Here is a 24,685-nt window from a genome sequence, read left to right on the forward strand (position 1 = left end):
CTACATAATTAATTATTAAGCTGTAATAAATCCCATTTTGTACCATGTAGGTCTTCAAAAACCACTACGGTGCCATAGGGTTCTACTCTAGGCTCTTCGTTAAATGTAACGCCTTTAGCAAGCATTAAATTATAATCTCGCCAAAAGTCATTGGTATGTAAAAATAAAAACACACGACCACCCGTTTGATTACCAATAGCGCTCATTTGTTCCGGCGTTGTGGCTTTAGCAAGCAGTAGATTAGTTCTGCTCGAATTAGCTCTGTTTGAACAAGCCCCGTTTGAATTTGGTGGTGAAATTAACACCCAGCGTTTACCATCACCTAAGTTAGTATCCTCTACTAACTCAAAGTTGAGCTTTTGAGTATAAAACTCAATGGCATCGCCGTAGTCCTTAATAACTAATGCAATGCTGCTTATATGCTGTTGAACGTTAGCCATGTTTGGTTTACTCCGTACTATTAAATAAATGTACTTTTTATTATATTAGTTAGCGACTTCGCAGCGTATATGCCCGCAGTATGTAATGTGAATTAACTTGCGAGTTCGTCTTCATCATCGGGTGGATCACCTGAGTCTTCTTTGCGTTTTCTTTGTTCTTGTTTTGCTTTTTGTACATTTTCGTAGGTAGGTGGCGGAATAGGCATCAGTGAAATAAGCGGAAAGAATGCTAAAAATAAATAAGCCCCCTTAGACATACTTTTACCCCACGTGACCATTTTGAGCATAGCCCAAACTACGAATGAAAATAACCCAGTCACAAGGGCAATAAAAACAAAGAAGATGAATATTCCGTTATTACTTAATAAATCCATTTAATATAAATCTTAGTTATACGTAACTTAGATGTGGGTATAAATTAAACAATACCAATGGTTTTTATACTAAAAAGCAAAAAACCAGCCGAAGCTGGTTTTTTATATAAGCGAGGTGCTTAGGGATTGATTACATCGCGTTGCCCTAAATTATTTATATTTTTGATTTTAAATAAGTAAAACAAAATATTATTTACAAGTATCCCGCTTTATGACCCAGTATATAATGAGGTCTACTCAAAAGTTAGCTATCATCGCACTAACACTCATAGCCCATTGTCATGACAAATTCTCTCTCCAATTTTTCCAAATAACCCTCTTTGCGCAGAGTGAAATGGCCGTAATAACCCATTAATAGGAAGTAATTCAGTTTCTGCAATTAGAGACAAAGAGGCTTCATCAGATTCATCAATAATCTCCTCTAAAGCTTTCAACCAAACATTACGCCAATTTACTAATATTGGGGCGTTTAAGTTTAATTTATGAATCGTAAGTCTTGCTTTGGCTTTTTCCCTTCTAGTAGGTAAGCTTTCTTTAGGCACAACTTTTCCTGTTGTCTCATAATGAAAGTAATCACAACAATTTTCTAAGAGTGGTGATATAAAAGATATTTCATTAAACCATTTCAACTTGGCATGCCCGCCAAAAACATCTTTTTTGATTAAATTGTTTGCTTTGATGTCCTTAATTGCTGATGCAATTAAGTTAGTATGATCAAATGTTCTTTGCGGATTAATATTTTTAGGTTCAACATGCTCTATATGAATACCAAGGTTACGGCTAATTTCATAATTTGAATCGTCAATTATTGGAAAAATATTATCTAAACTAATTTCACTATAGCCACATAATCCAAATTGCTCTTCATAGCATAGATTCTTTGTTGCACGTTTTCTCTCTCCTTGAAAACGATCCCAAGCCTTAGTTGCTTGTTCATGAGTTTGTGGAGGCTCCATATGACGACTTTCTAGATGTCTATTTGCAACACCTTTCTTTATTCTCCTCATTCTAATCGCTCCCTGCGTCGCTTAGCCATAGCTAACCTAACCATATCAGGATGTTGTTCGCCTAATACTCCATTTAGCTGTAACTGTAACTTATTTATTTTATTGGCTACCTCTTCGGATTTTAAATCGCCTTGCTCTATCAGTTTCCTATATTTTATAAGAATATCTGACTCTGCGATTATGGGAGTTGGTTCCACCCCCATAATTGTATGCATAACATCAGAATTAGGATGACCATAACTGTCTGCTATAGGGATCGCTGCAACGGCATCACCATAAATATTATTACCTAGAACTCGAATATTGTGTTTATGCACAGTAGATAAGACCTGTGGACTGTGAGTAGTTAAAATAAACTGAATATTTTTAAACGTAGTAAGCAACTTACTTACCACTTGTTGTTGCCAGCGAGGATGTAAATGTAAATCTATTTCGTCAATTAAAACGATGCCATTACCATCAAATGGGTTATCTCTAGATGGATTTAACATGATCATACGTTTTGCTAGATCTCCTACCAAAGCGAGCAGCGACTTTTCGCCTTGTGATAGCTGAAATACGCTAATCATTGCACCTGACTTTTCGATCTTCATATCAATACCACCATTAGCATGTACAATCGAGATGGAATTTATTTCGGGAATAAATGTGCAGATAGCACTGATAACTTGATTAGTCATGTTCAAACAAAGACCGGCTTCACTATTAACTACTGATAGTTCTAGTTCAGATAGCTCTTTCTGTTTTTTTTGACGGTCTTTTTCAAGGTAAGTTAATAGGTTACCGTCGGCCTTAAGAATATCTTCATTTATAGTTTTTAGCTCATCATGCAATTGTGTTATGCGTGCCAGAGGTACTTCGGCCTGTTTTGCCATTTTGTCGCAAAGTATAAACCATGCTAAAAAATTGGTGAAATTTTGTGAATTTTTAAGCGCATCTGCATAACCATCAAATTTAGACCAACTAAGTTTTTCTGCTTTTTTTTCTGCTGTTTTAGATATATCAACTGCTATTTCATTTGCTCGATCAATCGAATAATAGGCAATGACAGGTAAGTTGGATTGATTGTTTACACGATCAAAGTTGCGATAAATATCACCAAGTATTGTAATCGGTGCATGATTAGATTCACCTTTTGAACGCTTTCCTTTCGATAACGTGTGTTCAAAATATTGGCCATCTTCAACAGCTAATAAATTAATAGCCGTAGCAATATCAGCTAACTCATCGACATTTATATCTCTATCATCTAATGAAGAACGCGAGGCGTTTTCCTTAATAATAGTTGCAGCTAAGTATTTTAAAGATTTAGCAATAGCATCGATTATTGTCGACTTACCTGAACCGTTATCACCAACTAAAATGGTTACTTGTGGTTCAAATTCGACACTTATTTTTTCAAACTGACGAAATTGAGATAAATTCAATTTCTTCATTACCAATTTAAAATGTTCAACTGATGCATAAACTTGATCAAAGTAATACTTCGCCTTTATAGCATCTTGCTTAACATGTATGCCTTTCTCATACTTGTTTGCCATTTCAATAGATGCTAAATAATCTCCGCTATCTGCTTTTTCTATCAAGTCTTTCGTAAGTCTAGCAGGAGGAACAAACGAGTTATCAGGATTGTTTTTATTCATGGTTATGGACTCTATCGTAAGCAAGTAATTGTTGGATAACTTGTGACGAATATTTTTTTGTCATTCTGGCTTTAAAGTCAGATTCAATATGATTAGCGAAAGTTAATAAACCACGCAAAGAGAGAATATCTTCTGTACCTAATAAACCAAGCGAAAATTTATGCAACAATAAAGATATATGGCGTTTACGCTTCCGGCCAATTGATAGTAGACCTTGGTTTGTTAATGTAATACCTGTGACATGTCGGTTATGTTTTTTAGAAGTAAATATCGTCTTGACATCATTAATGACAATGCCACCATCTAATTGTTCGCGCAAAATAGATTTGATTTGTTTAGGTATTTTGTACAATACATTTTTCTTATTAGTTGAGAATGTCAGGTCATCTGCATAACGCGTATAAACAATATTTTCTTTTCGGCACAATTCAAATACAATTTTATCAAACCCATACATAATCCAGTTTGAAATAAATGGTGAACTTGGTGCGCCAACACTTAAAATTCGTTTACCCCCTGTTTCCTTGCTTGGACACCAAAAAGCTAAATGCTCAATTAAAAAGGTGTCTTGAGGTGAGATTTTGATACTAAGTTTATCTAGCATACGGACGAACAATGGCGCAGTTATGCTATTAAAAAAGTTTTGAAAATCCATTTTCAATAAATACTGGTTGTGGCAATGTTCCTGTGCATTGAGCTTAATACTAAGACCTTCCTGATAAGCAAATGCACAATGATGGATAGGAAATATGACTTTCATTTGCCTTAATAAAGCATGCTGAGCAACCTTAACCCGTTTTGCTGGATGAGCAATGATGCGTTTACCTGAGGTTCGTTTGGGAATAGCATAAACCTTATACATTTTCGGGGATTCTAAAGCAAAATCAATAACCTGAGTCTTATCTAACTTCAGCTCAGCACATAATGCTTGGCATATATGCATACCCCTTACTCCATAAATATCGAACAAAAAAGCCCAAGAATAAATATACTCTTGGGCTATAGACTCTTTACTTAAGAAAGCGAAGGTCTCGCATTTCTTATTGAGGAACGAGATAATAAATGCGAGGCTTTCGCATTCATAATACCGTTCAATAAATTACAGTCTGGCGTATCGCCCGACTAAGCTGAAAAGCAGCTCAAAAACGCTAAAGAGTTCAAATATAGTAACAGCCCATGAGGGTCGAATCAACAAGCAGAAACACCAAAACTAATGTACGCATCGACTACATCTACATATGAAAAATTCACAACATTACTCCAGTTAAAGTTATCCTTTAGGTGAACGAAATTCAGACAAATTTAACTCAGCAGTACGATTTATTAAATCCAATTTTGTAAGTGTGTCGATAATTAAATATAAATGAGCTTTCCTTTATACTTAGCTACCAGAGAAAAAAGATAGGACATCCATATTGTAAACTCTATAAAAAAACTCTAATAAAAAAATGGGACTCTTTTTAGCAGGAGTTTAAAACAACTATTCAATTTGTAATGGCACAGTAATTTGGCCACCTACTAAGAAAGAAATGTTATGCTACCGGCATACATATATGTGGTTGTAAAGAGAGGGAATCTTGACTTCAAGCATCATATTGCGGGTTTTAATATACTAAAAAGCAAAAAACCAGCCGAAGCTGGTTTTTTATATAAGCGAGGTGCTTAAGCGGTGATGTTTATCACATCATTCCGCCCATGCCACCCATTCCGCCCATATCAGGTGCACCAGCAGATTCGTCTTTAGGGATTTCAGCTACCATTGCTTCAGTAGTGATCATTAGACCCGCAATAGACCCTGCAAACTGTAGCGCAGAGCGTGTTACTTTAGTAGGATCTAGGATACCCATTTCAATCATGTCGTTGTATTCGCCAGTTGCTGCGTTGTAACCGTAGTTACCATCGCCGCCTTTAACTGCGTTGATTACAACTGATGCTTCGTCGCCTGCGTTTGTTACGATTTGACGAAGTGGTGCTTCCATCGCACGAAGTGCAACTTTAATACCGTGGTTTTGATCTTCGTTGTCGCCAACTAAATCAGCTAGCTTGCTAGCAGCACGTACAAGTGCAACACCGCCGCCAGGTACTACGCCTTCTTCAACCGCTGCACGAGTTGCATTTAATGCATCTTCAACGCGGTCTTTTTTCTCTTTCATTTCGATTTCAGTAGCAGCACCTACTTTGATTACTGCAACACCGCCAGCTAGTTTAGCCATGCGCTCTTGAAGTTTTTCTTTATCGTAGTCTGATGTAGCTTCTTCAATTTGTGCTTTAATTTGAGAAACACGACCAGTAATACCAGCTTCTTCGCCAGCACCGTCAATGATAGTTGTATCATCTTTAGTGATAATTACGCGTTTAGCTGTACCTAGGTCTTCAACTGTTGCTTTTTCAAGCTCTAAGCCGATTTCTTCAGAAATAACAGTACCGCCAGTTAATACAGCGATATCTTGTAGCATTGCTTTACGACGATCGCCAAATCCAGGTGCTTTAACAGCTGATACTTTAACAATACCGCGCATGTTATTAACTACTAATGTAGCTAGTGCTTCGCCTTCAAGGTCTTCTGCAATGATTAGTAGTGGTTTACTTGCTTTAGCAACCGCTTCTAATGTTGGCAATAATTCGCGGATGTTAGATATTTTTTTATCTACAAGTAGAATAAATGGGTTATCTAGCTCAACAGTGCCTTTTTCTGGGCTGTTGATAAAGTAAGGAGATAAGTAACCACGGTCAAACTGCATGCCTTCAACAACATCTAGTTCGTTTTCAAGTGATTGACCTTCTTCTACGGTAATAACACCACTGTTGCGGCCTACTTTTTCCATTGCTTGAGCAATGATATTACCAATCTCTTGATCAGAGTTAGCTGAAATAGTACCTACTTGTGCAATTGCTTTAGTATCAGAACAAGGAACAGATAACGCTTTAAGCTCTGCAACAGCAGCAATAACTGCTTTGTCGATGCCGCGCTTAAGATCCATTGGATTCATGCCTGCTGCAACAGCTTTAAGGCCTTCATTAACAATAGACTGTGCAAGTACTGTAGCGGTAGTTGTACCATCGCCGGCTGCATCATTTGCTTTAGATGCAACTTCTTTAACCATTTGTGCGCCCATGTTCTCAAACTTGTCTTCAAGTTCGATTTCTTTTGCTACAGATACACCATCTTTAGTGATAACTGGAGAGCCAAATGATTTGTCTAGTACAACGTTACGGCCTTTAGGACCTAATGTAACTTTTACTGCGTTTGCCAGGATGTTTACGCCAGTTAGCATTTTAGCGCGTGCGTCACCTGCAAAAAGTACTTCTTTTGCTGCCATGTTTTAAATTCCTCTAAATTCTTAAATGTTTATAAACGAAAAGTAGGTTTAGCCTACAATGCCTAAAATATTATCTTCACGCATGATCAGGTACTCTTGACCTTCGATCTTTTCAACTTTTTCAACATATGAGCCAAATAACACAGTGTCACCGGCTTTAACTTCTAACGCTCTCACGTCACCGTTATCTAAAACGCGACCATTACCTACGGCTACAACTTCTCCGCGAGTTGATTTTTCAGCTGCAGAGCCAGTTAATACAATACCGCCAGCAGATTTTGTTTCTTCTTCTAGACGTTTAACGATTACGCGATCTTGTAAAGGACGAATGTTCATGTTTTTTAGTTCTCCTAACAGTTTCTGAACAGTACAGAAAAAAGCTTTTCTAATTTGCATTCATTAATGGGGGTAGAGTGAAAAATTCCAAGAGAAAAAATGATAAATTTTTAATCTTTTCTCTCATACTCGCCATCAATAGTCGTTGGTCGTTCCATTTGCCCTTGCTCTCGTTCAGCATGTTGCTGCCCAGCAAACGGCGATGGCCCTTGTTGCCTACCTGCGCTCATTCTAACAGTTGCTTGACTAGCAAGGCCTGCGGCCAGTTTGTTACGAATTGCAGGCGTTAATAATAGTAACCCAAACACGTCGGTCATAATGCCAGGAGTAAGTAATAATACCCCTGCAATTACAACGCATATTCCGGTAAATAATTCTTTGGCTGGCATTTGCCCTTGCGCCATTTGCGCTTGTACGTTTTGCAGCGCACCCATACCTTGTGTTTTAACCATTTTGGCACCTAAAATCGCGGTAATAACAACAAGTGCAATTGTTGCAAATCCGCCTATCACATCGCTTACTTGAATCAGTAAGGCGATTTCGATAATAGGGATGATGATAAACAACACAAATAAAAATCTAAACATAGCGCTCTCTAAATAATGACACTCAAAAGAGTTGATGAAATATAAATGAGGGTGACTAGGTCTCTTTTCAAGGTTAGGGCATAGGTATAGTCATTTTACTGATATTTAAGCGTCTACACATTGTATCGGCTATCAGATACTATGAAGCTAGACACTGTCCAATAAGAATAGGTTCATAATGACTACGCATTTTAAAATGATTTTTACGACCTGCAAAGACGAAGCAGAAGCACGCAGCCTAGCAAGGGCGTTGGTAGAAAAAAAGCTAGCAGCTTGTGTAAATATTTTACCTAACATGGGCTCTATTTATATGTGGGAGGGCGAAGTAGCAGAAGCAACTGAAGCCAAGCTACTTATAAAAACAAAAGCAGATAAAATGAACGATGTATTTTTAACAATAAAAGATCTACATAGCTACGAAGTGCCGGAGATTCAGGTTGTAGAAGTTTCAACAGGTAATTTGGCATATTTTAATTGGATGGACGAGGTACTGAATTAATGCGTTTTTTCTTTTTATTGTTGGTTACATTATTAACCGTACCCGTAAAGGCTGCGACTAATAATGTGCTTGGTGATCTACTTGGGCCTCCGCAACAGACTTTTTTACCTGTAGACCAAGCGTTTGTTTTTGATTTTGACCAACAAGGCAGTACCTTGTTTGTAGGTTGGGATATAGCACCAGACTATTATTTATATAAAAAGAAAATAGAAATTATCGCCAAAGGTGCAAACATTCAAGTAGGCGACTCTGGCAGTGGCGAAATTATTGAAGATGAATTTTTTGGTAAAACAGAGGTTTTTTTTAACTCCGCGAGTGTTATTAGTAAGCTAAGTAATGTAACCGAAGGCGCCGTGGTTAAAGTTCGTTACCAAGGCTGTGCAAAAGCAGGGCTTTGCTATCCACCAGAAGTAATTAGCATCCCACTTAGTGTTATTAGTGGCGCACAGGTTAAAAATGTAGATCAAAATAGCGCTACCGATGAAGCGGCAACAGCGCAAAGTACATTTGCAGCACTAAACGAGCCAGCTACTGAACCTACAACAAATTCGGATGATACCGAAAAAGAACTCACCTTTACTGAACAGTTAGCAAGTCAGGGCTTAATAACTAATTTACTTATATTTTTTGTTGTTGGTGTAGGCCTTGCTTTTACGCCGTGCGTATTTCCAATGTTTCCTATTTTGTCGAGCTTAATTGCGGGTCAGCAAAACCTTTCAACTAAAAAAGCGTTTGCGTTGTCGTTTGTATATATACAAGGCATGGCAGTTACTTATGCAGCACTAGGCTTAGTTGTTGCGGCGCTTGGTGGGCAAGTTCAGGGGTATTTACAGCATCCATTTGTATTAGTTAGCTTTAGTTTACTATTTGTATTATTGGCTATGTCGATGTTTGGTTGGTACGAAATAAAACTGCCAAGCAGTATGATGAGCAAGCTAACTCAGGTAAGTAATAACCAAAAAGGCGGCAACTACGTTGGCGTATTTTTAATGGGTGTACTGTCGGGGTTGATTGCATCACCGTGTACTACTGCGCCACTGTCGGCGGCGCTCTTATTTGTAGCGCAAAGTGGTGATTACTTAGTAGGTGGTTTAACGCTATACGTGCTTAGTTTAGGTATGGGGTTACCACTTTTATTACTTGGGACATCTGGCGGTAAATTGCTGCCTAAAGCAGGTGGTTGGATGGAGCAAGTTAAAACTTTGTTTGGCTTTGTAATGCTTGTTGTGCCGCTTATATTACTTGAGCGACTAGTGAGCGCCGACATTATATTATTAATGGCTGGTGTGCTTGCATTAGCAACGGCACTTTACCTACATCACTGGCAAAGTAGCCAAACACAAAGCAAGTTAAAAACTGTATTATGGTTTGCTGCAACGCTATTAGTTATGACAGGGTTTACGTTAACTAAAAACTACTTTTGGCCAGTACAAGCTGTGCAAGTAAGCTCACAAAGTAATGAGTTTAAAAAGGTGGCGGATTTAGCTGAGCTAAAAGAAGCCGTAGCGCAAGCGAATAATGAAGGTCGAATGGTTATGGTCGACTTATATGCTGACTGGTGTGTGGCGTGTAAAGAGTTTGAGCATTACACGTTTCCAGATGCCAAAGTGCAAAGTGAATTTAGCCATTATCAGCTAATTCAAGTTGATTTAACAAACAGTGACAATAAAACAATTGAGTTAATGGAAGAGTACACCGTGTTTGGTTTACCTAGTATTTTGTTTTTTAACACCCAAGGTAAAGAGCTAACTACACAACGTGTAACCGGCTTTTTAAACGCAGAAGATTTTGCTAAACACCTTGCTACAGTGCGCGCCAGCGCACAATAATAGTGCAATAGAGCCACTTGGATATACCAAGTGGCTTACGACTCCCTCCTAGTTATTCGTTCCCAAAATAGAGATTGGACCAGTATTTTGCTGCTATTTACATCGAAATCACTATAATAGTTGGTTAACGTGAGAATTTGTTGCTACATTACTTTTTTCTGCTTGCTTAAAAGCGAAAAACTACTTAGCAACCGCTTAACTCATTACTTATAGGATATATCGCGTATTATGGCTGCAAAATTTAACCTTTTAGTTATAAATGGTCCAAATTTGAACATGCTTGGCAAGCGTGAACCGGATAAATACGGTTTTCAAACGCTAAGTGAAATTATGAGCGAACTAACCAGTGCCGCTGATAGTCTAGATGTTGAGTTAGCACATTTTCAAAGTAATAGTGAGCAAGCCCTCATTGAGCGAATACACAGTGCTTGGCAAGCGGTTGATTACATAATAATTAACCCTGCTGCATTTACGCATACAAGCGTTGCATTACGTGATGCATTGCTAAGTGTTGATATTCCGTTTTTTGAAGTGCACTTAAGTAATGTGCACGCACGTGAAGCCTTTCGTCATCATTCGTATTTTTCTGATGTGGCACAAGGCGTGATATGTGGATTAGGTGCAATGGGTTACCACGCAGCATTAAATGCCGCTGTGAGCCGGTTGAAAAACTCGATTTAATTTTAAATTAACACACAAACAAACAGGCGGGTCGTGTAATGGATATTCGCAAGATAAAGAAGCTTATCGAATTAGTAGAAGAATCAGGTATTGCTGAGCTAGAAATCACTGAAGGTGAAGAATCAGTACGTATTAACCGTAACAACATGAGCGCAGGCCCTGGTTACCCGCAATTTGCTCCACAGCAATATGCACCAGCGCCAGCAGCCCCAGCTCCAGTTGCAGCAGCTCCTGTAGCAGTTGAAGCAGCAGCTCCAGCAGAACCTACTGGCCATCAAGTTAAATCACCAATGGTTGGATCTTTCTATGCAGCAGCGTCTCCTGAAGCTCCAGCGTATGTAGAAGTTGGTCAGCAAGTTAAAGTTGGCGATACGCTTTGTATTATCGAAGCTATGAAAATGATGAACCAAATTGAGTCAGATAAAGCCGGTACAGTAAGAGCTATCTTAGCTGAAAATGGCGAGCCAATAGAATTTGATCAACCTCTATTCATCATTGAATAATAGCGTAACCTAAAAGGCCAACTCTAATGTTAGATAAAGTAGTCATTGCAAACCGAGGTGAAATTGCACTTCGTATATTGCGCGCCTGCAAAGAGCTTGGGATCAAAACGGTTGCTGTGCATTCAACGGCGGATCGCGATCTTAAGCATGTATTGCTTGCAGATGAAACCATCTGTATTGGTAGACCATCAGCAACTGAAAGTTATTTAGATATCCCGCGCATTATTGCTGCGGCTGAAATAACTGACGCTGTAGCGATTCATCCAGGTTACGGTTTCCTTGCAGAAAACGCTGATTTTGCCGACCAAGTTGAGCAAAGTGGTTTTGTATTTATTGGTCCAAAAGGTGACACTATTCGCCTTATGGGTGATAAAGTTTCTGCTATTTCAGCAATGCGTAAAGCAGGCGTTCCATGTGTACCAGGGTCTGATGGTCCGGTATCAGATGATAAAGAACGTAACATGCAAATCGCTAAACGAATCGGTTACCCAGTAATCATCAAAGCCGCTGGTGGCGGTGGTGGTCGTGGTATGCGTGTTGTTCGTAGCGAATCTGAACTTATTGATTCAATTGCATTAACACAGCAAGAAGCTAAGCAGTTCTTTGGTAATAGCATGGTTTACATGGAGAAATTCCTTGAAAACCCACGCCATATCGAAGTTCAAGTATTAGCAGATGGCCAAGGTAATGCAGTACATTTAGGTGAACGTGATTGTTCTATGCAACGTCGTCACCAAAAAGTAGTTGAAGAAGCACCAGCGCCAGGTATTACTGCAGAAACACGTAAATTTATTGGTGAGCGCTGTACACGTGCATGTATCGAAATCGGTTACCGCGGTGCAGGTACGTTTGAGTTTTTATACGAAAACGGCGAGTTTTACTTCATCGAAATGAATACACGTATTCAGGTTGAACACCCTGTAACTGAAATGGTTACTGGTATTGATTTAATCAAAGAGCAGTTAAAAATTGCTGCCGGTCAACCATTATCATTCACGCAAGACGACGTTGTTATTCGTGGTCATGCTATTGAGTGTCGTATTAATGCTGAAGACCCTGAAACGTTTATCCCTTCACCGGGTAAAATTACACGTTTCCATCCTGCTGGTGGCTTAGGTATTCGTTGGGACAGCCATATTTACGCTGACTATACGGTTCCACCACATTACGATTCAATGATTGGTAAGTTAATTACTTACGGTGAAAACCGTGACGTAGCTATTGCCCGCGCGCGCAATGCACTTAACGAGCTAGTAATTGACGGAATTAAAACTAATACTCCTTTGCATAAGAGAATTCTTGCAGATGAAAACTTCCAAAATGGTGGTACTAACATCCACTATCTTGAGAAGAAATTAGGATTGTAATTCTAGCCTGTAAAAAGGCGTTTTATCTTAGTTAATAACCCGAGTTATTAAGCTGATTTAAATAATTAAAAATCCGATATCAGGAGACTGATATCGGATTTTTTAATGTCTGTAATTTATACCAATTCGCTTAATTAAATGATCTATTTTGAGGGCGGAAAAACGTGTTGATAGCTAGGCAAAAAATTCGCTATTTAGTTGTTCTAAATGAGAATTTTTTAACGCAGGTAGCGACAGGTTTAGCCCCGCAAAATGATTAAGTATTATTGCGGATTGGTATTAAACCTTATAGGCAATAAAAAAGTCCATAAAATATATTGCAAAGAGTAAATTCGATGGACTCAATATTTATACAATATGTTGAACTAACATTACACTAATTTAGATTCAATTAACTGTAGTGCTTCTTCTAAAATTGTTTCTACTGCTTTTTTAGCGCGCTCAGGATCGCGTGACTTTATAGTCTCTAAAATATCAGCGTGCTTAGCAACGTCTGCGCCCGGTACACCTTTAATATGGTTTGTATAACGAATACTTACTCTAAGGGCTGTACTAATAAACTCAGTTAACTGCACAAAAAAGCGATTGTTACTGGCCACTAATATGCTGGTATGAAAAGCAATGTCGGCTTCTAATGGGTCGTCTAAGCCTTCGTCTGCTTCAGCCATACGGGCTAAGGCATTATCTATATCAGCGAGTTGTTCTGCATTTGCATTTAGTGCTGCAAGAGCGGCCGCTTGTGGTTCAAGGGCAACGCGTACTTGAGTAAACTCTTTTAATAACGACAGTGATGGCTTGCTGCTTAAAATCCAACGAAGTACGTCGGTATCAAACATGTTCCAGCTACTTTCAGGTAATACACGAATACCTTGCTTAGGACGCGATGAAATTAACCCTTTAGCAGAGAGCATTTTTACCGCTTCGCGGGTAGCGCTGCGACTAACATCATACTTTATACATAAATCGGCTTCAGAAGGCAGGCCTTCGCTTACAGGGTAAACACCACGCACAATAGCAAAACCCAAATCGTGGGTTAATTGTTGTGTTAAATTTTGACGGGGTTGGCTTTTCATTGCGCAGGATTCCGAGTTGATATATTGCTTTATTATATATCATATATCATATTAATGTACTTAAGGATATGATATAAACTTTTAATTAGTTAAATATTTTAGCACAGCAATAACAACTTAGTTTGGCTCTTTATACTGTAAATGTAAGTTTATAAAGGGTTTAATTAAAATTGAAAATGCGCTGTATGGAGAGTTGAATTTGAACACCCTAGCTCAATATCATAGTCTTTCTGGTAAAGTTATTTTTATTACAGGCGGTGCATCAGGCATTGGTAGAGCAATGGTTAAATCCTTTGTAAACCAAAATGCAAAAGTGGCATTTATCGATATTGATGATAAGGCAGCGCAATCGCTTATTCGTGATTTACCCAATGCAAAACTATGGTATAGGCAAGTTGATGTAACTGACTCTCATGCACTTCAGCAATCACTTGTGGATGCATGCGCCGCTTTTGGTGCCATTAATGTACTAGTTAATAATGTAGCGAACGATCGCCGTCAAGCAAGCGAAGACGTTACAGTCCAAGACTGGGATCAATGCTTACAAATAAACTTAAACCCTGCATTTTTTGCCTCTCAAGTTGCTATGTCTTTTATGAAGAGCAATGGAGCGGGCAGTATCATTAACTTTAGTTCTATTAACGCTATTATGGGGCAACCTCAAATGGCAGGCTATGTAACCGCAAAAGCAGGCCTAATTGGTATGACTAAGGCATTGGCTCGCGATTACGGCGAGTTTGGAATTCGTGTTAACGCTATTTTACCAGGGTGGGTGGCTACCGACCGTCAACTAGCAAGCTGGTTTACCGAAGAAGAGCAAGTTAAGTGGATGGAAGCCATGGCGCTTAAAAAATTAGTAACACCTGAAGATGTTGCTAATTTGGCACTCTTTTTAGCTGCCGATGAAAGCAGTATGATCACCGGGCAAAGTATTAAAATTGACGGTGGGAGGCTTTAAAGCTTGGCTACTTCATCTCTTTTTATTGCTGTTGACTGGGGCACGAGCCATTTACGCGCTTATTTGTGCGAAGTAAAAGCGCAATCAACACTTAAACTATTAGCACAACGTGATGGCCCTGGTGTTGTTAAGGCAAATCAAAATTTTGAGCAAACCCTAATCGACACCATTGCGGTGTGGAAGCAAGAGTATGGCATCTTACCTATATATATTGCAGGACAAATTACCTCAAGCATCGGCTGGCACGAAACACCTTATTTAGAATGCCCAATTAATCCCGAAGGGTTACTTAATGCTGCTGTTAGCTTTGATTGCGATGGACATATTACTAAAGCGTTACCTGGCACAAAGTGTACGCTGCAAAATGGCTTGTTTGATGTAATGCGCGGCGAAGAGCTGCAAATTTTAGGGTTTTTAAAGCAAAATACAGAGTATCAACAAGGTAAAATATTACTCTGTTTGCCTGGCACACATACCAAATGGGTGCTCATAAACAATGGCGAAATCATTTGCTTTAAAACAGCCATGACCGGTGAGTTATATGATTTGTTATGTCATCAAAGTGTTTTAATTCCTAACGACTGCGTAGAAGGTGAGTTTGACTTTAAAGCATTTGAGCAAGGCTGTGAGTTAACTTTAGGTAGTGATAGCGGTAACTTGGCACATGGTATTTTTAGTGTGCGTACCCGCCAGCTTTCAAAGGAGTTAACGCCAGTACAAGCTAAAGCCTATTTGTCGGGGGTATTAATTGGCAGCGATGTACGAGCAGCTCGCCACGCTAGCGAATGGCAATTATTAAGTGATACGCAAGTTGTGGTGATTGGCACAAAGCAGCTGAATAAGTGTTTTACTACGGCGCTTAACCAAATAGGTGTGAAGTGTGTTGAGTTTGATATTAAAACAGCGACGCTTAGCGGCTTTAATTATTTATTTAATTTAGAGTCAAAAAAATAAACCCCTTTATAACGGTTAAATTATAAAGGGGTTAACAGGAAGCTATTATAACTTGATAGTTAAGCGCTTTTAGCTGCTTGGTTATGCTCAATATAATCATTAAGCGCAGCAACTTGCGCCTCATTAAAACGTAGTCCTAATTTACTGCGGCGCCATAATATATTGTATGCGTTTTCTGCCCACTCTTCATTTAGCAAGTAATCTACTTCTGCTGCAAATAAGCCATGGCCAAAGTCTTGGCCTAAATCACTGAGCTGTGTTGCACTACCTAAAATTAGTTTTGCACGAGTTCCGTAAGTACGTACAAAGCGTTTAAGAGTCACTTCTGGCAACCAACTGTAAGCAGCGCTAAGTTCAGACTTAAGCTCTTCTACCGAGCTAAAGTCTCCACCAGGAAGCGCACTGTGTTTCGTCCACGCTTCACTCATTTGTGGGTAAAAGTCTTCAAGCTTATTAACCGCAGCTTCGGCAAGTTTGCGATAAGTTGTAATTTTTCCGCCAAACACACTCAGTAGAGGTGTTTGTTTAGCATCACTCGAAAGCTCTAATTTATAATCGCGAGTAACGGCTTGTGCATTAACTGATTCGTCATCAAGTAATGGGCGTACACCAGAAAAGGTATGTACTATGTCTTCGCGTTTAATCGGTTGTTTAAAGTAGGTATTAGTAATATCAATTAAGTAATCAATTTCTTCATCACTAATTTTAACGTCTTGTGCTTCACCTTTGTGCTCTACATCGGTTGTGCCAATAAGTGAGAAGTCATCTTCAAACGGAATAACAAACACAATACGCTGATCTTTATTTTGTAAAATATAAGCTTGTTTTTCATCGTGAATACGAGGCACTACAATGTGGCTACCTTTTACAAGGCGAATATTTTGTGGTGATTTTTCTGTTAGTGCTTCGTCAAATAATTTAGCAACCCAAGGACCCGCAGCATTAACAATCCCTTTGGCAGAAATGGTGTATTTAGCTTTGCTCTTTTGCTGCTCAAGGGTTACCTGCCATTTACCTTGCTCACGTTTAGCATTTACACACTTAGTTTGCGTGGTAATAACAGCACCTTTTTGCTGCGCTGCTAGGGCGTTTAAAACGACTAGGCGAGAGTCATCAACCCAGCCATCTGAGTACTCAAAACCTTTAGTAATAGAGGGTTCTAAAACGCTATTTTCACCAAATTTAATGCTTCGAGAACCCGCTAGTGTTTCGCGTTTTGCTAGGTTGTCATACATAAACAAGCCAATGCGAATAATCCACGCAGGGCGCAGGTGTTTTTGATGCGGCAATCTAAAGGTTAGCGGCCACATAATATGAGGTGTGTTTTTAAGTAGCACTTCACGCTCTGCTAGCGCTTCTTTTACTAATCTAAATTCGTAATGCTCAAGGTAGCGCAGACCGCCGTGGATCAGCTTAGAACTGTTTGAAGATGTTGCACAGGCAAGGTCTGATTGTTCGCACAATAGAACTTTTAACCCTCTGCCAGCTGCATCAGCTGCTATTCCAGTGCCGTTTACACCGCCACCGATGACTAGTAAGTCATATTCGTTATCTGCTAATTCCACCGAGCTAACCTTTTTATTTGTAATATAAATAAGACATAAGCATCATAAAGCTGCAGTTTTCATTTGACAATAGAAAACCCAGTTTTTTATTCGTTAATTTTGACGCCAATCCATTTTCAATTTTAAGCAGTAAAGCATGCCTTTTAAATCTAGCATTTAGCTAAGTTAAAAAAGCAAAGTGGCTAAAGTACTGGCCTTAGCCACTTGGTATTTACTGCGGGCAGTTTTTATTCGTTAAGCAGACTTGAGCTACGCAGTGCTGCCATTTTGCGTATAGATCGTTACGCTCGTCGGCACTCATGGTGGGCTCAAAGCGACGGTCGCATGTCCACATTTTAGATAACTGTTCAGTCGACTCGTACACACCTGCTTGCAAGCCTGCTAAATAAGCGACCCCTAAAGAAGTGGTTTCGGTCACTGTTGGTCGCTCAACTGTTGCACCTAAAATGTTTGATAAAAAGGTCATAACCCAATTATTTTTTACCATACCGCCATCTACACGAAGCACACTTGGGCGAAGGCCATCACGCTCCATCGCTTTTTGTAAATCTTTGGTCTGGTAACCAACTGATTGCAAAGCAGCCGCAACAATAGTGCTAATACCAGAGTCGCGTGTTAGCCCTAAAATAGCGCCGCGTGCATTAGGGTCCCAATAAGGAGCGCCTAAACCAGTAAACGAAGGCACTAAAAATACACCATGATCGAGCGGTACATCTTTAACCATCGACTCACTTTCGCCAGCATGGCTAAGTAGTTTTAAGCCTTCAACAATCCACTGCATAGTTGCGCCAGCCATAAATATACTGCCTTCAATGGCGTAAGTTGGCTTGCCGTTTAATCTATAAGCAACAGTGGTCAGTAAGCGGTTTTCTGAGGTCAGTGCTTTTTCGCCAGTGTTAAGCATTAAAAAACAGCCTGTACCGTAAGTACTTTTAGCCATGCCTTGTTCAAAACATGCGTGTCCTACAAGCGCAGCTTGTTGATCGCCTGCAATACCACAAACACGAATTGGCGCGCCAAAAATATCAGCGCTGGTTGAACCAAACTCGTCAGCTGAATCCATTACTTCTGGCAGCATAGATTCTGGAATATCGAATAACTCTAAAAGCTCTTGATCCCACTGCTGGGTGTGAATATTAAATAACATGGTGCGCGATGCATTGGTTGCATCGGTGCGGTGCTCTTTACCGCCAGTTAGCTGCCAAAGTAGGTAAGTGTCAACCGTACCGAAGGCGAGCTCACCTGCAAGGGCTTGTTCGCGTGCGCCTTCAACGTTATCTAAAATCCAACGAACTTTAGTGGCCGAAAAATAAGGGTCGAGCAGTAAGCCTGTTTTATCGCTTATTGTTTGGCAAAGCTCATCAGTTGTTAGGCTTTCGCAATAGTCACTGGTGCGACGGTCTTGCCATACAATAGCGTTATAAATTGTTTTGCCTGTTTTTTTGTTCCATACCAAAGTGGTTTCGCGCTGATTGGTGATACCAATGGCAATAATTTCTTCAGGCTTTACATCGTTTTTAGTTAAGACTTCGCGACTAGTGCTAAGCACTGTTTGCCAAATATCGTTAGGGTCGTGTTCTACCCAACCATTTTGTGGAAAGTGCTGCGAAAATTCTTGTTGTGCTGTACCAAAAACGTCTGCATCTTTTGTAAACAAGATGGCCCGAGAGCTTGTGGTTCCTTGATCAATTGAGAGTATGTATTTGGACATGATATTTATGTTATTTATCTTATCTTATATATGACTAGATTGCCTTTAACCGAAGTTAATGGCAATGGTTTTTTCTTAAAATAGCAGATTAAAAAATAAACACGCTAATATTTGCTGGTAACTCTTTTATATAAAAGGCGTTTTATTTTTGCATTATTTTAAGGGCGTATGCGGCTATTGATTAAAACAACCGCTTAAAGTTTATTATTGCTTGGTGTGAGGTTTAGCTTGTTGCCAATCCATACCGGTAGAAAAGCGATTATCAAACCCGCGCCACTGTGGCAGCGGCTTACCATCAACAACAGCTTGGTCGCCGTTTTGTGGTAAATCTAAGTATTTACACTCGCGGTCTATGCCTTTTACGTGGCAATCCATCATGGCAAGTACAAAGTGTTTGTTGGTCTCGTTTAGTGTGCGCATAGACCACGAAGGCTCATAGTAATGGCCTATATCTAGCTCACTGCTGCTTTGTGCAATAGCAGGGGCTGGGTGTGGTGCTATATTATGGCGTGCATTTTTGTAAGTAAGCATGTACTTATCTTTGCTGCCTGTTTGTTCATAAAGACTTTTAATGCCTTCATAGCCTGAAATGTCATCTAAGTCACCGGCCACATAAAGCGAAGGTACTTTAATATTTTCCATTGCTTTGGCATCAAATATAGCGTGCTGTCCGCCCCACGGTGCAAAGGCCACCATGGCTTTTATACGAGGGTCTACTTTTGGATTTTGGTATTGTCCACCAGCGCAGCTGTTTAGTAATTGCTGTACTTGTTTAATTTGAGCTGGGTCTTTCATACCCGTAAACATAGCCGTAGTTTGCTCATTAAAAGCGTAACAACCACCTATTGTATTTACCGCGCCATAGCCACCCATTGAGTAACCAATTACACCTGCGCTTTTGTTATCTACCTGCTTGCTGGCAAAGTTGTTTTGCTCATTAAAGTAATTAATTACAAACTGCTGATCGCGTGAGCGATTTATAAGCGTGCTAAAAAAACCAGAAAACGGTGCGTTTTTAAAATCAACATCGGCATTGGTTGAGTCAGTATGGTCAATAGCTACCACAATGTAACCGTGCGACGCTAAATGCTCGCCAAGGTAGTACATAATTGTACGGTAACCGGTATAACCGTGCGAAAGCACTATCACAGGGTAGTGTTCTTTATTATTAATGGCGACATCACGCATTGCATCGGCTTGCAAAGTAAACTCTTTACCTGAGCGAGTTTCATCTGTGTAGCTGGTAAGTGGCGCTTTTGCTGTATTTTCAGCCGGATACCACACCTCTACCTTTAAAGGACGATCTTTACGGCCTTGTGTAGCGGGGTCAAATTGCGCAGGGTTAACTAAATCAAGTGTTTGCACACCTACATTGTAGCTACCTTTAGCTGCAAGCTCTGGCAGTACTTCGCTAGTGATTGGCGGGTATAGCTGCTCTGGTTTATTAGATTCAGCAACAGCTACACTGGCAGATAAACTGCACGTTGCAAGTAATATGGCTTTTGAAAGCGCCTTGAGTGTGTGTGTCATTGTGTGTCCTTGTTGTGTATTTTTATTTTTTAATTTGTCAGTTCAGCCGACTCGACGACATTGCTATATTGCAGCTGCCACTGTGCTCGCAAGGTATCCATTATGTTCATAACTCGTAAGCTAGTACCGAGGGGCAACACGCTGCTTTGAGTTTGTTTTTGTAATATACACTGCGTGACATGTGCAATTTCAAACTTAAAGTTTTCATCGTCACTAAAGTCGTATTCAAAGTACTGAGGGTCTTGGTCTTTTATGTGTAGCTCTAGCGTTTTTGCACCTACAAACTGAGGTATTCGAATATAGCCAAGCTCACCATTAATACATGCTTCTGTTGGGCCATTTTGCTGCAGTGCGCTGGCAAGAGATGCAAATTGCCCGTTACCGTAATCAACTATAGCAGTGCTTCGCTCATCAACGCCGGTTGTGCTTTTATGTACAAAGGATTTGATGTGTTCAGGGGTTTTATTAAATACCACATCAGCAATCGAAATAGGATAAATACCTAAATCGAGCAGGGCGCCACCCGCTGTTACAGGGTTCATTAATCGGTGAGTGTCGGCAAAGCTGCCTGGTAAACTAAAGTTGGCATTAACACTGTGCACATTACCAATAACACCTTCACTTAGGAGCTGTTGTAATTTTACTATGGCGGGTAAAAATCGCATCCAAACGCCTTCCATTAAAAAGCAGTTTTGTTGCTTGGCAAGCTCAGTGAGACTTTGCAACTGCTTAGCATTAACGGTAATTGGTTTTTCGCTTAACACGTGCTTATTGTGTTTTAAGCATTGGGCGATAGTTTTAAAGTGTTGATCGTGCGTATTGGCAATATAAATAGCATCTATATTTGGGCACTGCATAAGAGCTTGATAGCTCTCGTAGCCTTGAATATTGTACGGTGTTGCAAATTCTTTAGCGCGCTGCATACTCGTTGAAGCTGCGCCAATAAGCTGTGCATCACTACAATGCGCAATGCTTTTAGCAAAGGTGTGAGCTATATTGCCACACCCAATAATTCCCCAATTAACCTTTGCCATGCTTATTCCTTAAGTTTATTTAAAAAGACGTAATTTGTAATCCTGAACCCGCTGAACATACGTAAATATCAGCATTTAAATTAAAGCGTTCAAAGTAATGCTTTTCTACCGCTGCTTTAATAAGAGGTACTTCAGCATCACGACACAAACATACAATTGCGCCACCAAAGCCGCCACCTGTCATACGAACTGCGCCAAGCTCGCCCATCGCTTCTTTACAAATTTCTACTAAGCCATCGGTTGCAGGTACGGTTACTTCAAAGTCGTGTTTAAGTGATTGATGCGATGCAGCCATTAGCGTACGAAGTGCATCCATATCGTTATTTTGTAGTGCAGTAGTTGCTGCAATTACACGGTCGTTTTCGCTAATTACGTGGTGTGCACGTTTATATTCGTTTTCGCTTAATGTCGCTTTTACTACTTGCAGGCCAGCCATGGTGGCTTGGCGAAGTGTTTCTACACCCATTTTTACAGCAGCTTGTTCGCAGTCAATACGGCGCTGGTTGTATTCGCTATCAACCAACTTACGCGGGTAGTTTGAATTAACAATAACAATATTTAAATCATCAGGAACTTTAACTGATTTAGTTGCGAGGTTTTCACAGTCGATTAATAGCGCATGACCGTTCTCGCCTTTAGCTGAAATAAGCTGATCCATAATGCCGCATTGGCAATGCATAAAGTCGTTTTCGGCTTCTTGACCAAATAGCGCAATTTGCTCTGGCGGTAAACCAAGCTGTGCAATATGGTTAAACATACCGCCAACTGCAACTTCTAGTGCGGCCGATGATGACAAGCCACTACCTTGCGGTAAGTTGCTGTCAATAAGTAGGTCGGCGCCACGCAGTGTGTAGCCCGCTCTTTTAAGAACATAAGTAACAGCACGAATGTAGTTACCCCATTGCGACTGGCCTTCAGTGATTTCTTCATCAACGCTAAAGCAGTCTTTTTCGCCTGGGTAATTTAAAGAATGCACAGTAATAATATTGTCGTCGCGTTCTTTAAACATCACTTGGGTACGAAACTCTAACGAACACGGTAAAACAAAACCGTCGTTGTAGTCGGTAAATTCGCCAATAAGGTTTACACGCCCCGGTGCTGCTGCAATACCTTGAGCAGGCGCGCCATACAGTGACAAAAATTGTTGTTGGAATTCGTTAAGCTTCATCTGTGTGTCCTGCTGTATCTTTATAGTGTGTTGTACTGGCTGCTTTTAAAATAGAAGCAGCGGTTTCTGCGCTTAAATCGCGTTGGCTTTCGCCTAGCATTTCGTAGCCTACCATGTGTTTTTTAACAGTAGCAGAGCGAAGTAGCGGCGGATAAAAGTGTGCATGCAAACGCCAATGTTGCTCATCAGAGCCTCTGTTAGCCGGTGCATTGTGCCATCCCATTGAGTATGGGAAGCTGCAATTAAATACGTTGTCGTACTTAGTAGTTAATACTTTAAGTGCTTGAGCCAAAGAGTCGGTTTGGACATCGTTTAGCTGGCTAAAGTTTTGAATATTATCTTTAGTTACTAGCATTGTTTCAAACGGCCACGCAGCCCAAAATGGCACAACAACAAGCCAATGTTCGTTTTCAAATACAACACGTGTTTGATCTGCTTGCTCTTTTTGTGCGTAATCGGCAAGCATAGCTGTGCCATGCTTTTTATAATAAGCAAGCTGCTGGGTATCTTCGGCTTCTATTTCGGTTGATAAATGCGAGTGGGCCCATACTTGGCCGTGAGGATGAGGTTGCGAACAACCCATTATCTCGCCTTTATTTTCAAAAACTTGTACGCATTCGTACTGCTGTGCAAGCTCTGTGTAATTTTGTTTCCAGGTTTTCACTACTTCGTGCAATGCGTTTTGGCTAAGCTCTGGTAGTGTTTTATTATGCTCTGGAGAAAAACAAATTACGCGGCATTCGCCACTGGCTTCGTCGGCAATAAATAAATCACTGTCTGACTCTAAGCTTTGTAATTGCTCGCTGGCATTAGGCGTTAATGCACCAAAGTCATTTCTAAATACGTGTGTGTATTTATAATCAGGGTTACTGTCGCCATTTGCACGGGTATTACTTGGGCAAAGTGGGCAGCCTTCATCGTGTTTTGGTAATACGTTTTCGTTAACGGCTTCTGTTGCGCCTAACCATGGGCGGTTATTACGATGTGGTGACACTAATACCCAACGACCCGTTAGCGGATTTTTACGTCTGTGAGTACTTTCTAATAAAGCCATGTTAACTCTCCAACCCACTTGGGTAATTAGTTTGCCAGCGCCATGTGTCGTTTGTCATGTCGCTAAGTGTTAGTTCTGCGTACCAGTTAAGTGTGTTTTGCGCTTTTGTAGCATCGGCGTAGTTACAGGCAATATCACCTGCTCGGCGCGGTGCAATCTTATACGGAATATCTTTATTGGCTGATGCGCTAAATGCGTTGATCATATCAAGCACAGAATAACCTTGCCCTGTGCCTAAGTTGTAAGCATGAAAGGCGGTATCTGTTTTATGCTGCATAAATGCCGCAACATGACCCTTAGCTAAATCTAAAACATGAATATAGTCGCGTACGCCTGTGCCATCTTCGGTGTCGTAGTCGTCACCAAAAATATTAACCACGTCACGTTTACCTACTGCAGTTTGCGCAATAAATGGCATTAAGTTATTAGGAATACCATTAGGACTTTCACCTAATAAACCACTTGGGTGTGCACCTACTGGGTTAAAGTAACGAAGCGCAATACCCATAAATTGACTGTTGGCATTACATACGTCTTGCATGGCTTGTTCAACCATGACTTTAGTCCAACCATAAGGATTAGTTGCGCGTATAGGATGCTTTTCGTCAATAGGGAGGTAGTCTGGCTCGCCATATACTGTAGCCGATGAGCTAAATATAATATGGTTAACGCCTTCATCTTGCATGTTTTGTAGCATGCTTAATGTGCCCGACACGTTATTTTGATAATAACGCAGCGGTTGCTCGGTAGATTCGCCAACGGCTTTTAAAGCTGCAAAGTGAAAGACAGCTTCGGCTTTAGTATGTTTTAGAGCGAGCTTAAACTGTTGCTCGTCTTGTATGTCGCCCAAAATAAACTCAAACCGAGTACCCGTAATCTTTTCGAGTTGGTCAAGTACCCGCGCACTTGCATTAGACAAGTTATCATAAATAACAGGCGTAATACCTGCTTCATGCAATGCAATACATGTGTGGCTACCTATGTAACCCATGCCGCCAGTAACTAAAACTTTCATGTTATTTCTCGAAAAGTGTATTTATATGATAAATACT

Annotated in this window: 23 protein-coding genes; 7 read left to right on the forward strand and 16 right to left on the reverse strand. The window is 40.2% G+C overall.

Annotation, left to right across the window (positions count from 1 at the left end; genetic code table 11):
* Positions 1–8: 8 nt before the first annotated feature.
* The 8 genes from H5087_RS09595 to H5087_RS09630 form a co-directional block, all read right to left on the reverse strand.
* The gene (locus H5087_RS09595) at positions 9–440 is read right to left on the reverse strand and encodes a VOC family protein (RefSeq protein WP_182671881.1); all 432 of its coding nucleotides are present in this window, start codon (positions 438–440) and stop codon (positions 9–11) included.
* A 92-nt stretch (positions 441–532) separates the two neighbouring features.
* On the reverse strand, positions 533–697 hold the full coding sequence (locus H5087_RS09600) for a hypothetical protein (protein ID WP_182671882.1): 165 nt from the start codon (positions 695–697) through the stop codon (positions 533–535).
* 383 nt (positions 698–1,080) lie between these two features.
* The gene (locus tag H5087_RS09605; RefSeq protein ID WP_008138819.1) at positions 1,081–1,821 is read right to left on the reverse strand and encodes a retron system putative HNH endonuclease; all 741 of its coding nucleotides are present in this window, start codon (positions 1,819–1,821) and stop codon (positions 1,081–1,083) included.
* A complete protein-coding gene (locus H5087_RS09610) occupies positions 1,818–3,464 on the reverse strand; it encodes an AAA family ATPase (RefSeq protein WP_182671883.1) in 1,647 nt (548 codons plus the stop codon). The genes H5087_RS09605 and H5087_RS09610 overlap by 4 nt, the downstream gene beginning before the upstream one ends.
* A complete protein-coding gene (locus H5087_RS09615; protein ID WP_182671884.1) occupies positions 3,457–4,407 on the reverse strand; it encodes a retron St85 family RNA-directed DNA polymerase in 951 nt (316 codons plus the stop codon). Before H5087_RS09615 ends, H5087_RS09610 begins: the two co-directional genes overlap by 8 nt.
* 736 nt (positions 4,408–5,143) lie before the next feature.
* Positions 5,144–6,784 (reverse strand): chaperonin GroEL, encoded by a 1,641-nt coding sequence (gene groL, locus H5087_RS09620; protein ID WP_182671885.1) that lies wholly within the window; start codon positions 6,782–6,784, stop codon positions 5,144–5,146.
* Between the two features lie 48 nt (positions 6,785–6,832).
* Positions 6,833–7,120 carry a co-chaperone GroES gene (locus H5087_RS09625; RefSeq protein WP_002958836.1) on the reverse strand — a complete coding sequence of 96 codons (288 nt, stop codon included), beginning with the start codon at positions 7,118–7,120 and terminating at the stop codon, positions 6,833–6,835.
* 110 nt (positions 7,121–7,230) lie between these two features.
* Positions 7,231–7,707, reverse strand: coding sequence for an FxsA family protein (locus tag H5087_RS09630; protein ID WP_002958838.1), 477 nt, complete (start codon positions 7,705–7,707; stop codon positions 7,231–7,233).
* Between the two features lie 178 nt (positions 7,708–7,885).
* Between H5087_RS09630 and cutA the strand changes: the two genes are divergently transcribed.
* The 5 genes from cutA (at position 7,886) to accC (ending at position 12,586) form a co-directional block, all read left to right on the forward strand.
* Positions 7,886–8,206, forward strand: a complete 321-nt coding sequence (cutA, locus tag H5087_RS09635) for a divalent-cation tolerance protein CutA (protein ID WP_149601987.1) — start codon at positions 7,886–7,888, stop codon at positions 8,204–8,206.
* On the forward strand, positions 8,206–10,035 hold the full coding sequence (locus H5087_RS09640) for a protein-disulfide reductase DsbD (protein ID WP_182671886.1): 1,830 nt from the start codon (positions 8,206–8,208) through the stop codon (positions 10,033–10,035). Before cutA ends, H5087_RS09640 begins: the two co-directional genes overlap by 1 nt.
* Positions 10,036–10,263: 228 nt before the next feature.
* A complete protein-coding gene (aroQ, locus tag H5087_RS09645; protein ID WP_002958841.1) occupies positions 10,264–10,716 on the forward strand; it encodes a type II 3-dehydroquinate dehydratase in 453 nt (150 codons plus the stop codon).
* Between the two features lie 38 nt (positions 10,717–10,754).
* Positions 10,755–11,219: an acetyl-CoA carboxylase biotin carboxyl carrier protein gene (gene accB / locus H5087_RS09650; protein WP_002958842.1), complete on the forward strand. Its 465-nt coding sequence runs from the start codon at positions 10,755–10,757 to the stop codon at positions 11,217–11,219.
* 26 nt (positions 11,220–11,245) lie between these two features.
* Entirely contained in the window at positions 11,246–12,586 is a 1,341-nt protein-coding gene (gene accC, locus H5087_RS09655; RefSeq protein ID WP_002958843.1) for an acetyl-CoA carboxylase biotin carboxylase subunit, read from the forward strand.
* A 371-nt stretch (positions 12,587–12,957) separates the two neighbouring features.
* On the opposite strand, the gene H5087_RS09660 is transcribed toward accC, so the two are convergent.
* Positions 12,958–13,659 carry a FadR/GntR family transcriptional regulator gene (locus H5087_RS09660; RefSeq protein ID WP_182671887.1) on the reverse strand — a complete coding sequence of 234 codons (702 nt, stop codon included), beginning with the start codon at positions 13,657–13,659 and terminating at the stop codon, positions 12,958–12,960.
* A 199-nt stretch (positions 13,660–13,858) separates the two neighbouring features.
* Here H5087_RS09660 and H5087_RS09665 point away from each other — a divergent pair, with 199 nt between their 5' ends.
* Positions 13,859–14,617: an SDR family NAD(P)-dependent oxidoreductase gene (locus H5087_RS09665; RefSeq protein ID WP_182671888.1), complete on the forward strand. Its 759-nt coding sequence runs from the start codon at positions 13,859–13,861 to the stop codon at positions 14,615–14,617.
* 3 nt (positions 14,618–14,620) lie between these two features.
* Positions 14,621–15,571, forward strand: a complete 951-nt coding sequence (locus H5087_RS09670; RefSeq protein WP_182671889.1) for a 2-dehydro-3-deoxygalactonokinase — start codon at positions 14,621–14,623, stop codon at positions 15,569–15,571.
* A 59-nt stretch (positions 15,572–15,630) separates the two neighbouring features.
* Here the strand turns inward: H5087_RS09670 and glpD are convergent, their stop codons facing one another.
* The 7 genes from glpD to galE form a co-directional block, all read right to left on the reverse strand.
* On the reverse strand, positions 15,631–17,136 hold the full coding sequence (gene glpD / locus H5087_RS09675) for a glycerol-3-phosphate dehydrogenase (RefSeq protein ID WP_182671890.1): 1,506 nt from the start codon (positions 17,134–17,136) through the stop codon (positions 15,631–15,633).
* Positions 17,137–17,347: 211 nt separating this feature from the next.
* The gene (gene glpK / locus H5087_RS09680) at positions 17,348–18,847 is read right to left on the reverse strand and encodes a glycerol kinase GlpK (RefSeq protein WP_033013631.1); all 1,500 of its coding nucleotides are present in this window, start codon (positions 18,845–18,847) and stop codon (positions 17,348–17,350) included.
* Positions 18,848–19,051: 204 nt separating this feature from the next.
* Entirely contained in the window at positions 19,052–20,377 is a 1,326-nt protein-coding gene (locus H5087_RS09685; RefSeq protein ID WP_182671891.1) for a dienelactone hydrolase family protein, read from the reverse strand.
* A gap of 29 nt (positions 20,378–20,406) precedes the next feature.
* Positions 20,407–21,411: a Gfo/Idh/MocA family protein gene (locus tag H5087_RS09690; protein ID WP_182671892.1), complete on the reverse strand. Its 1,005-nt coding sequence runs from the start codon at positions 21,409–21,411 to the stop codon at positions 20,407–20,409.
* 19 nt (positions 21,412–21,430) lie between these two features.
* Positions 21,431–22,579 (reverse strand): galactokinase, encoded by a 1,149-nt coding sequence (gene galK / locus H5087_RS09695; RefSeq protein WP_182671893.1) that lies wholly within the window; start codon positions 22,577–22,579, stop codon positions 21,431–21,433.
* Entirely contained in the window at positions 22,569–23,633 is a 1,065-nt protein-coding gene (locus H5087_RS09700; protein WP_182671894.1) for a UDP-glucose--hexose-1-phosphate uridylyltransferase, read from the reverse strand. Before H5087_RS09700 ends, galK begins: the two co-directional genes overlap by 11 nt.
* A gap of 1 nt (position 23,634) precedes the next feature.
* A complete protein-coding gene (gene galE / locus H5087_RS09705; RefSeq protein ID WP_149601995.1) occupies positions 23,635–24,648 on the reverse strand; it encodes a UDP-glucose 4-epimerase GalE in 1,014 nt (337 codons plus the stop codon).
* Positions 24,649–24,685: the final 37 nt, after the last annotated feature.

The organism is Pseudoalteromonas sp. SR43-7 (assembly GCF_014163785.1).
Taxonomy (GTDB): domain Bacteria; phylum Pseudomonadota; class Gammaproteobacteria; order Enterobacterales; family Alteromonadaceae; genus Pseudoalteromonas; species Pseudoalteromonas distincta.

Excerpts from the sequence above, each read along its gene's own strand:
- H5087_RS09595 (WP_182671881.1), bottom strand. The coding sequence starts at position 440 with ATGGCTAACGTTCAACAGCATATAAGCAGCATTGCATTAGTTATTAAG.
- H5087_RS09600 (WP_182671882.1), bottom strand. The coding sequence starts at position 697 with ATGTCTAAGGGGGCTTATTTATTTTTAGCATTCTTTCCGCTTATTTCA.
- H5087_RS09605 (WP_008138819.1), bottom strand. The coding sequence starts at position 1,821 with ATGAGGAGAATAAAGAAAGGTGTTGCAAATAGACATCTAGAAAGTCGT.
- H5087_RS09610 (WP_182671883.1), bottom strand. The coding sequence starts at position 3,464 with ATGAATAAAAACAATCCTGATAACTCGTTTGTTCCTCCTGCTAGACTT.
- H5087_RS09615 (WP_182671884.1), bottom strand. The coding sequence starts at position 4,407 with ATGCATATATGCCAAGCATTATGTGCTGAGCTGAAGTTAGATAAGACT.
- groL (WP_182671885.1), bottom strand. The coding sequence starts at position 6,784 with ATGGCAGCAAAAGAAGTACTTTTTGCAGGTGACGCACGCGCTAAAATG.
- H5087_RS09625 (WP_002958836.1), bottom strand. The coding sequence starts at position 7,120 with ATGAACATTCGTCCTTTACAAGATCGCGTAATCGTTAAACGTCTAGAA.
- H5087_RS09630 (WP_002958838.1), bottom strand. The coding sequence starts at position 7,707 with ATGTTTAGATTTTTATTTGTGTTGTTTATCATCATCCCTATTATCGAA.
- cutA (WP_149601987.1), top strand. The coding sequence starts at position 7,886 with ATGACTACGCATTTTAAAATGATTTTTACGACCTGCAAAGACGAAGCA.
- H5087_RS09640 (WP_182671886.1), top strand. The coding sequence starts at position 8,206 with ATGCGTTTTTTCTTTTTATTGTTGGTTACATTATTAACCGTACCCGTA.
- aroQ (WP_002958841.1), top strand. The coding sequence starts at position 10,264 with ATGGCTGCAAAATTTAACCTTTTAGTTATAAATGGTCCAAATTTGAAC.
- accB (WP_002958842.1), top strand. The coding sequence starts at position 10,755 with ATGGATATTCGCAAGATAAAGAAGCTTATCGAATTAGTAGAAGAATCA.
- accC (WP_002958843.1), top strand. The coding sequence starts at position 11,246 with ATGTTAGATAAAGTAGTCATTGCAAACCGAGGTGAAATTGCACTTCGT.
- H5087_RS09660 (WP_182671887.1), bottom strand. The coding sequence starts at position 13,659 with ATGAAAAGCCAACCCCGTCAAAATTTAACACAACAATTAACCCACGAT.
- glpK (WP_033013631.1), bottom strand. The coding sequence starts at position 18,847 with ATGTCCAAATACATACTCTCAATTGATCAAGGAACCACAAGCTCTCGG.
- H5087_RS09685 (WP_182671891.1), bottom strand. The coding sequence starts at position 20,377 with ATGACACACACACTCAAGGCGCTTTCAAAAGCCATATTACTTGCAACG.
- H5087_RS09690 (WP_182671892.1), bottom strand. The coding sequence starts at position 21,411 with ATGGCAAAGGTTAATTGGGGAATTATTGGGTGTGGCAATATAGCTCAC.
- galK (WP_182671893.1), bottom strand. The coding sequence starts at position 22,579 with ATGAAGCTTAACGAATTCCAACAACAATTTTTGTCACTGTATGGCGCG.
- H5087_RS09700 (WP_182671894.1), bottom strand. The coding sequence starts at position 23,633 with ATGGCTTTATTAGAAAGTACTCACAGACGTAAAAATCCGCTAACGGGT.
- galE (WP_149601995.1), bottom strand. The coding sequence starts at position 24,648 with ATGAAAGTTTTAGTTACTGGCGGCATGGGTTACATAGGTAGCCACACA.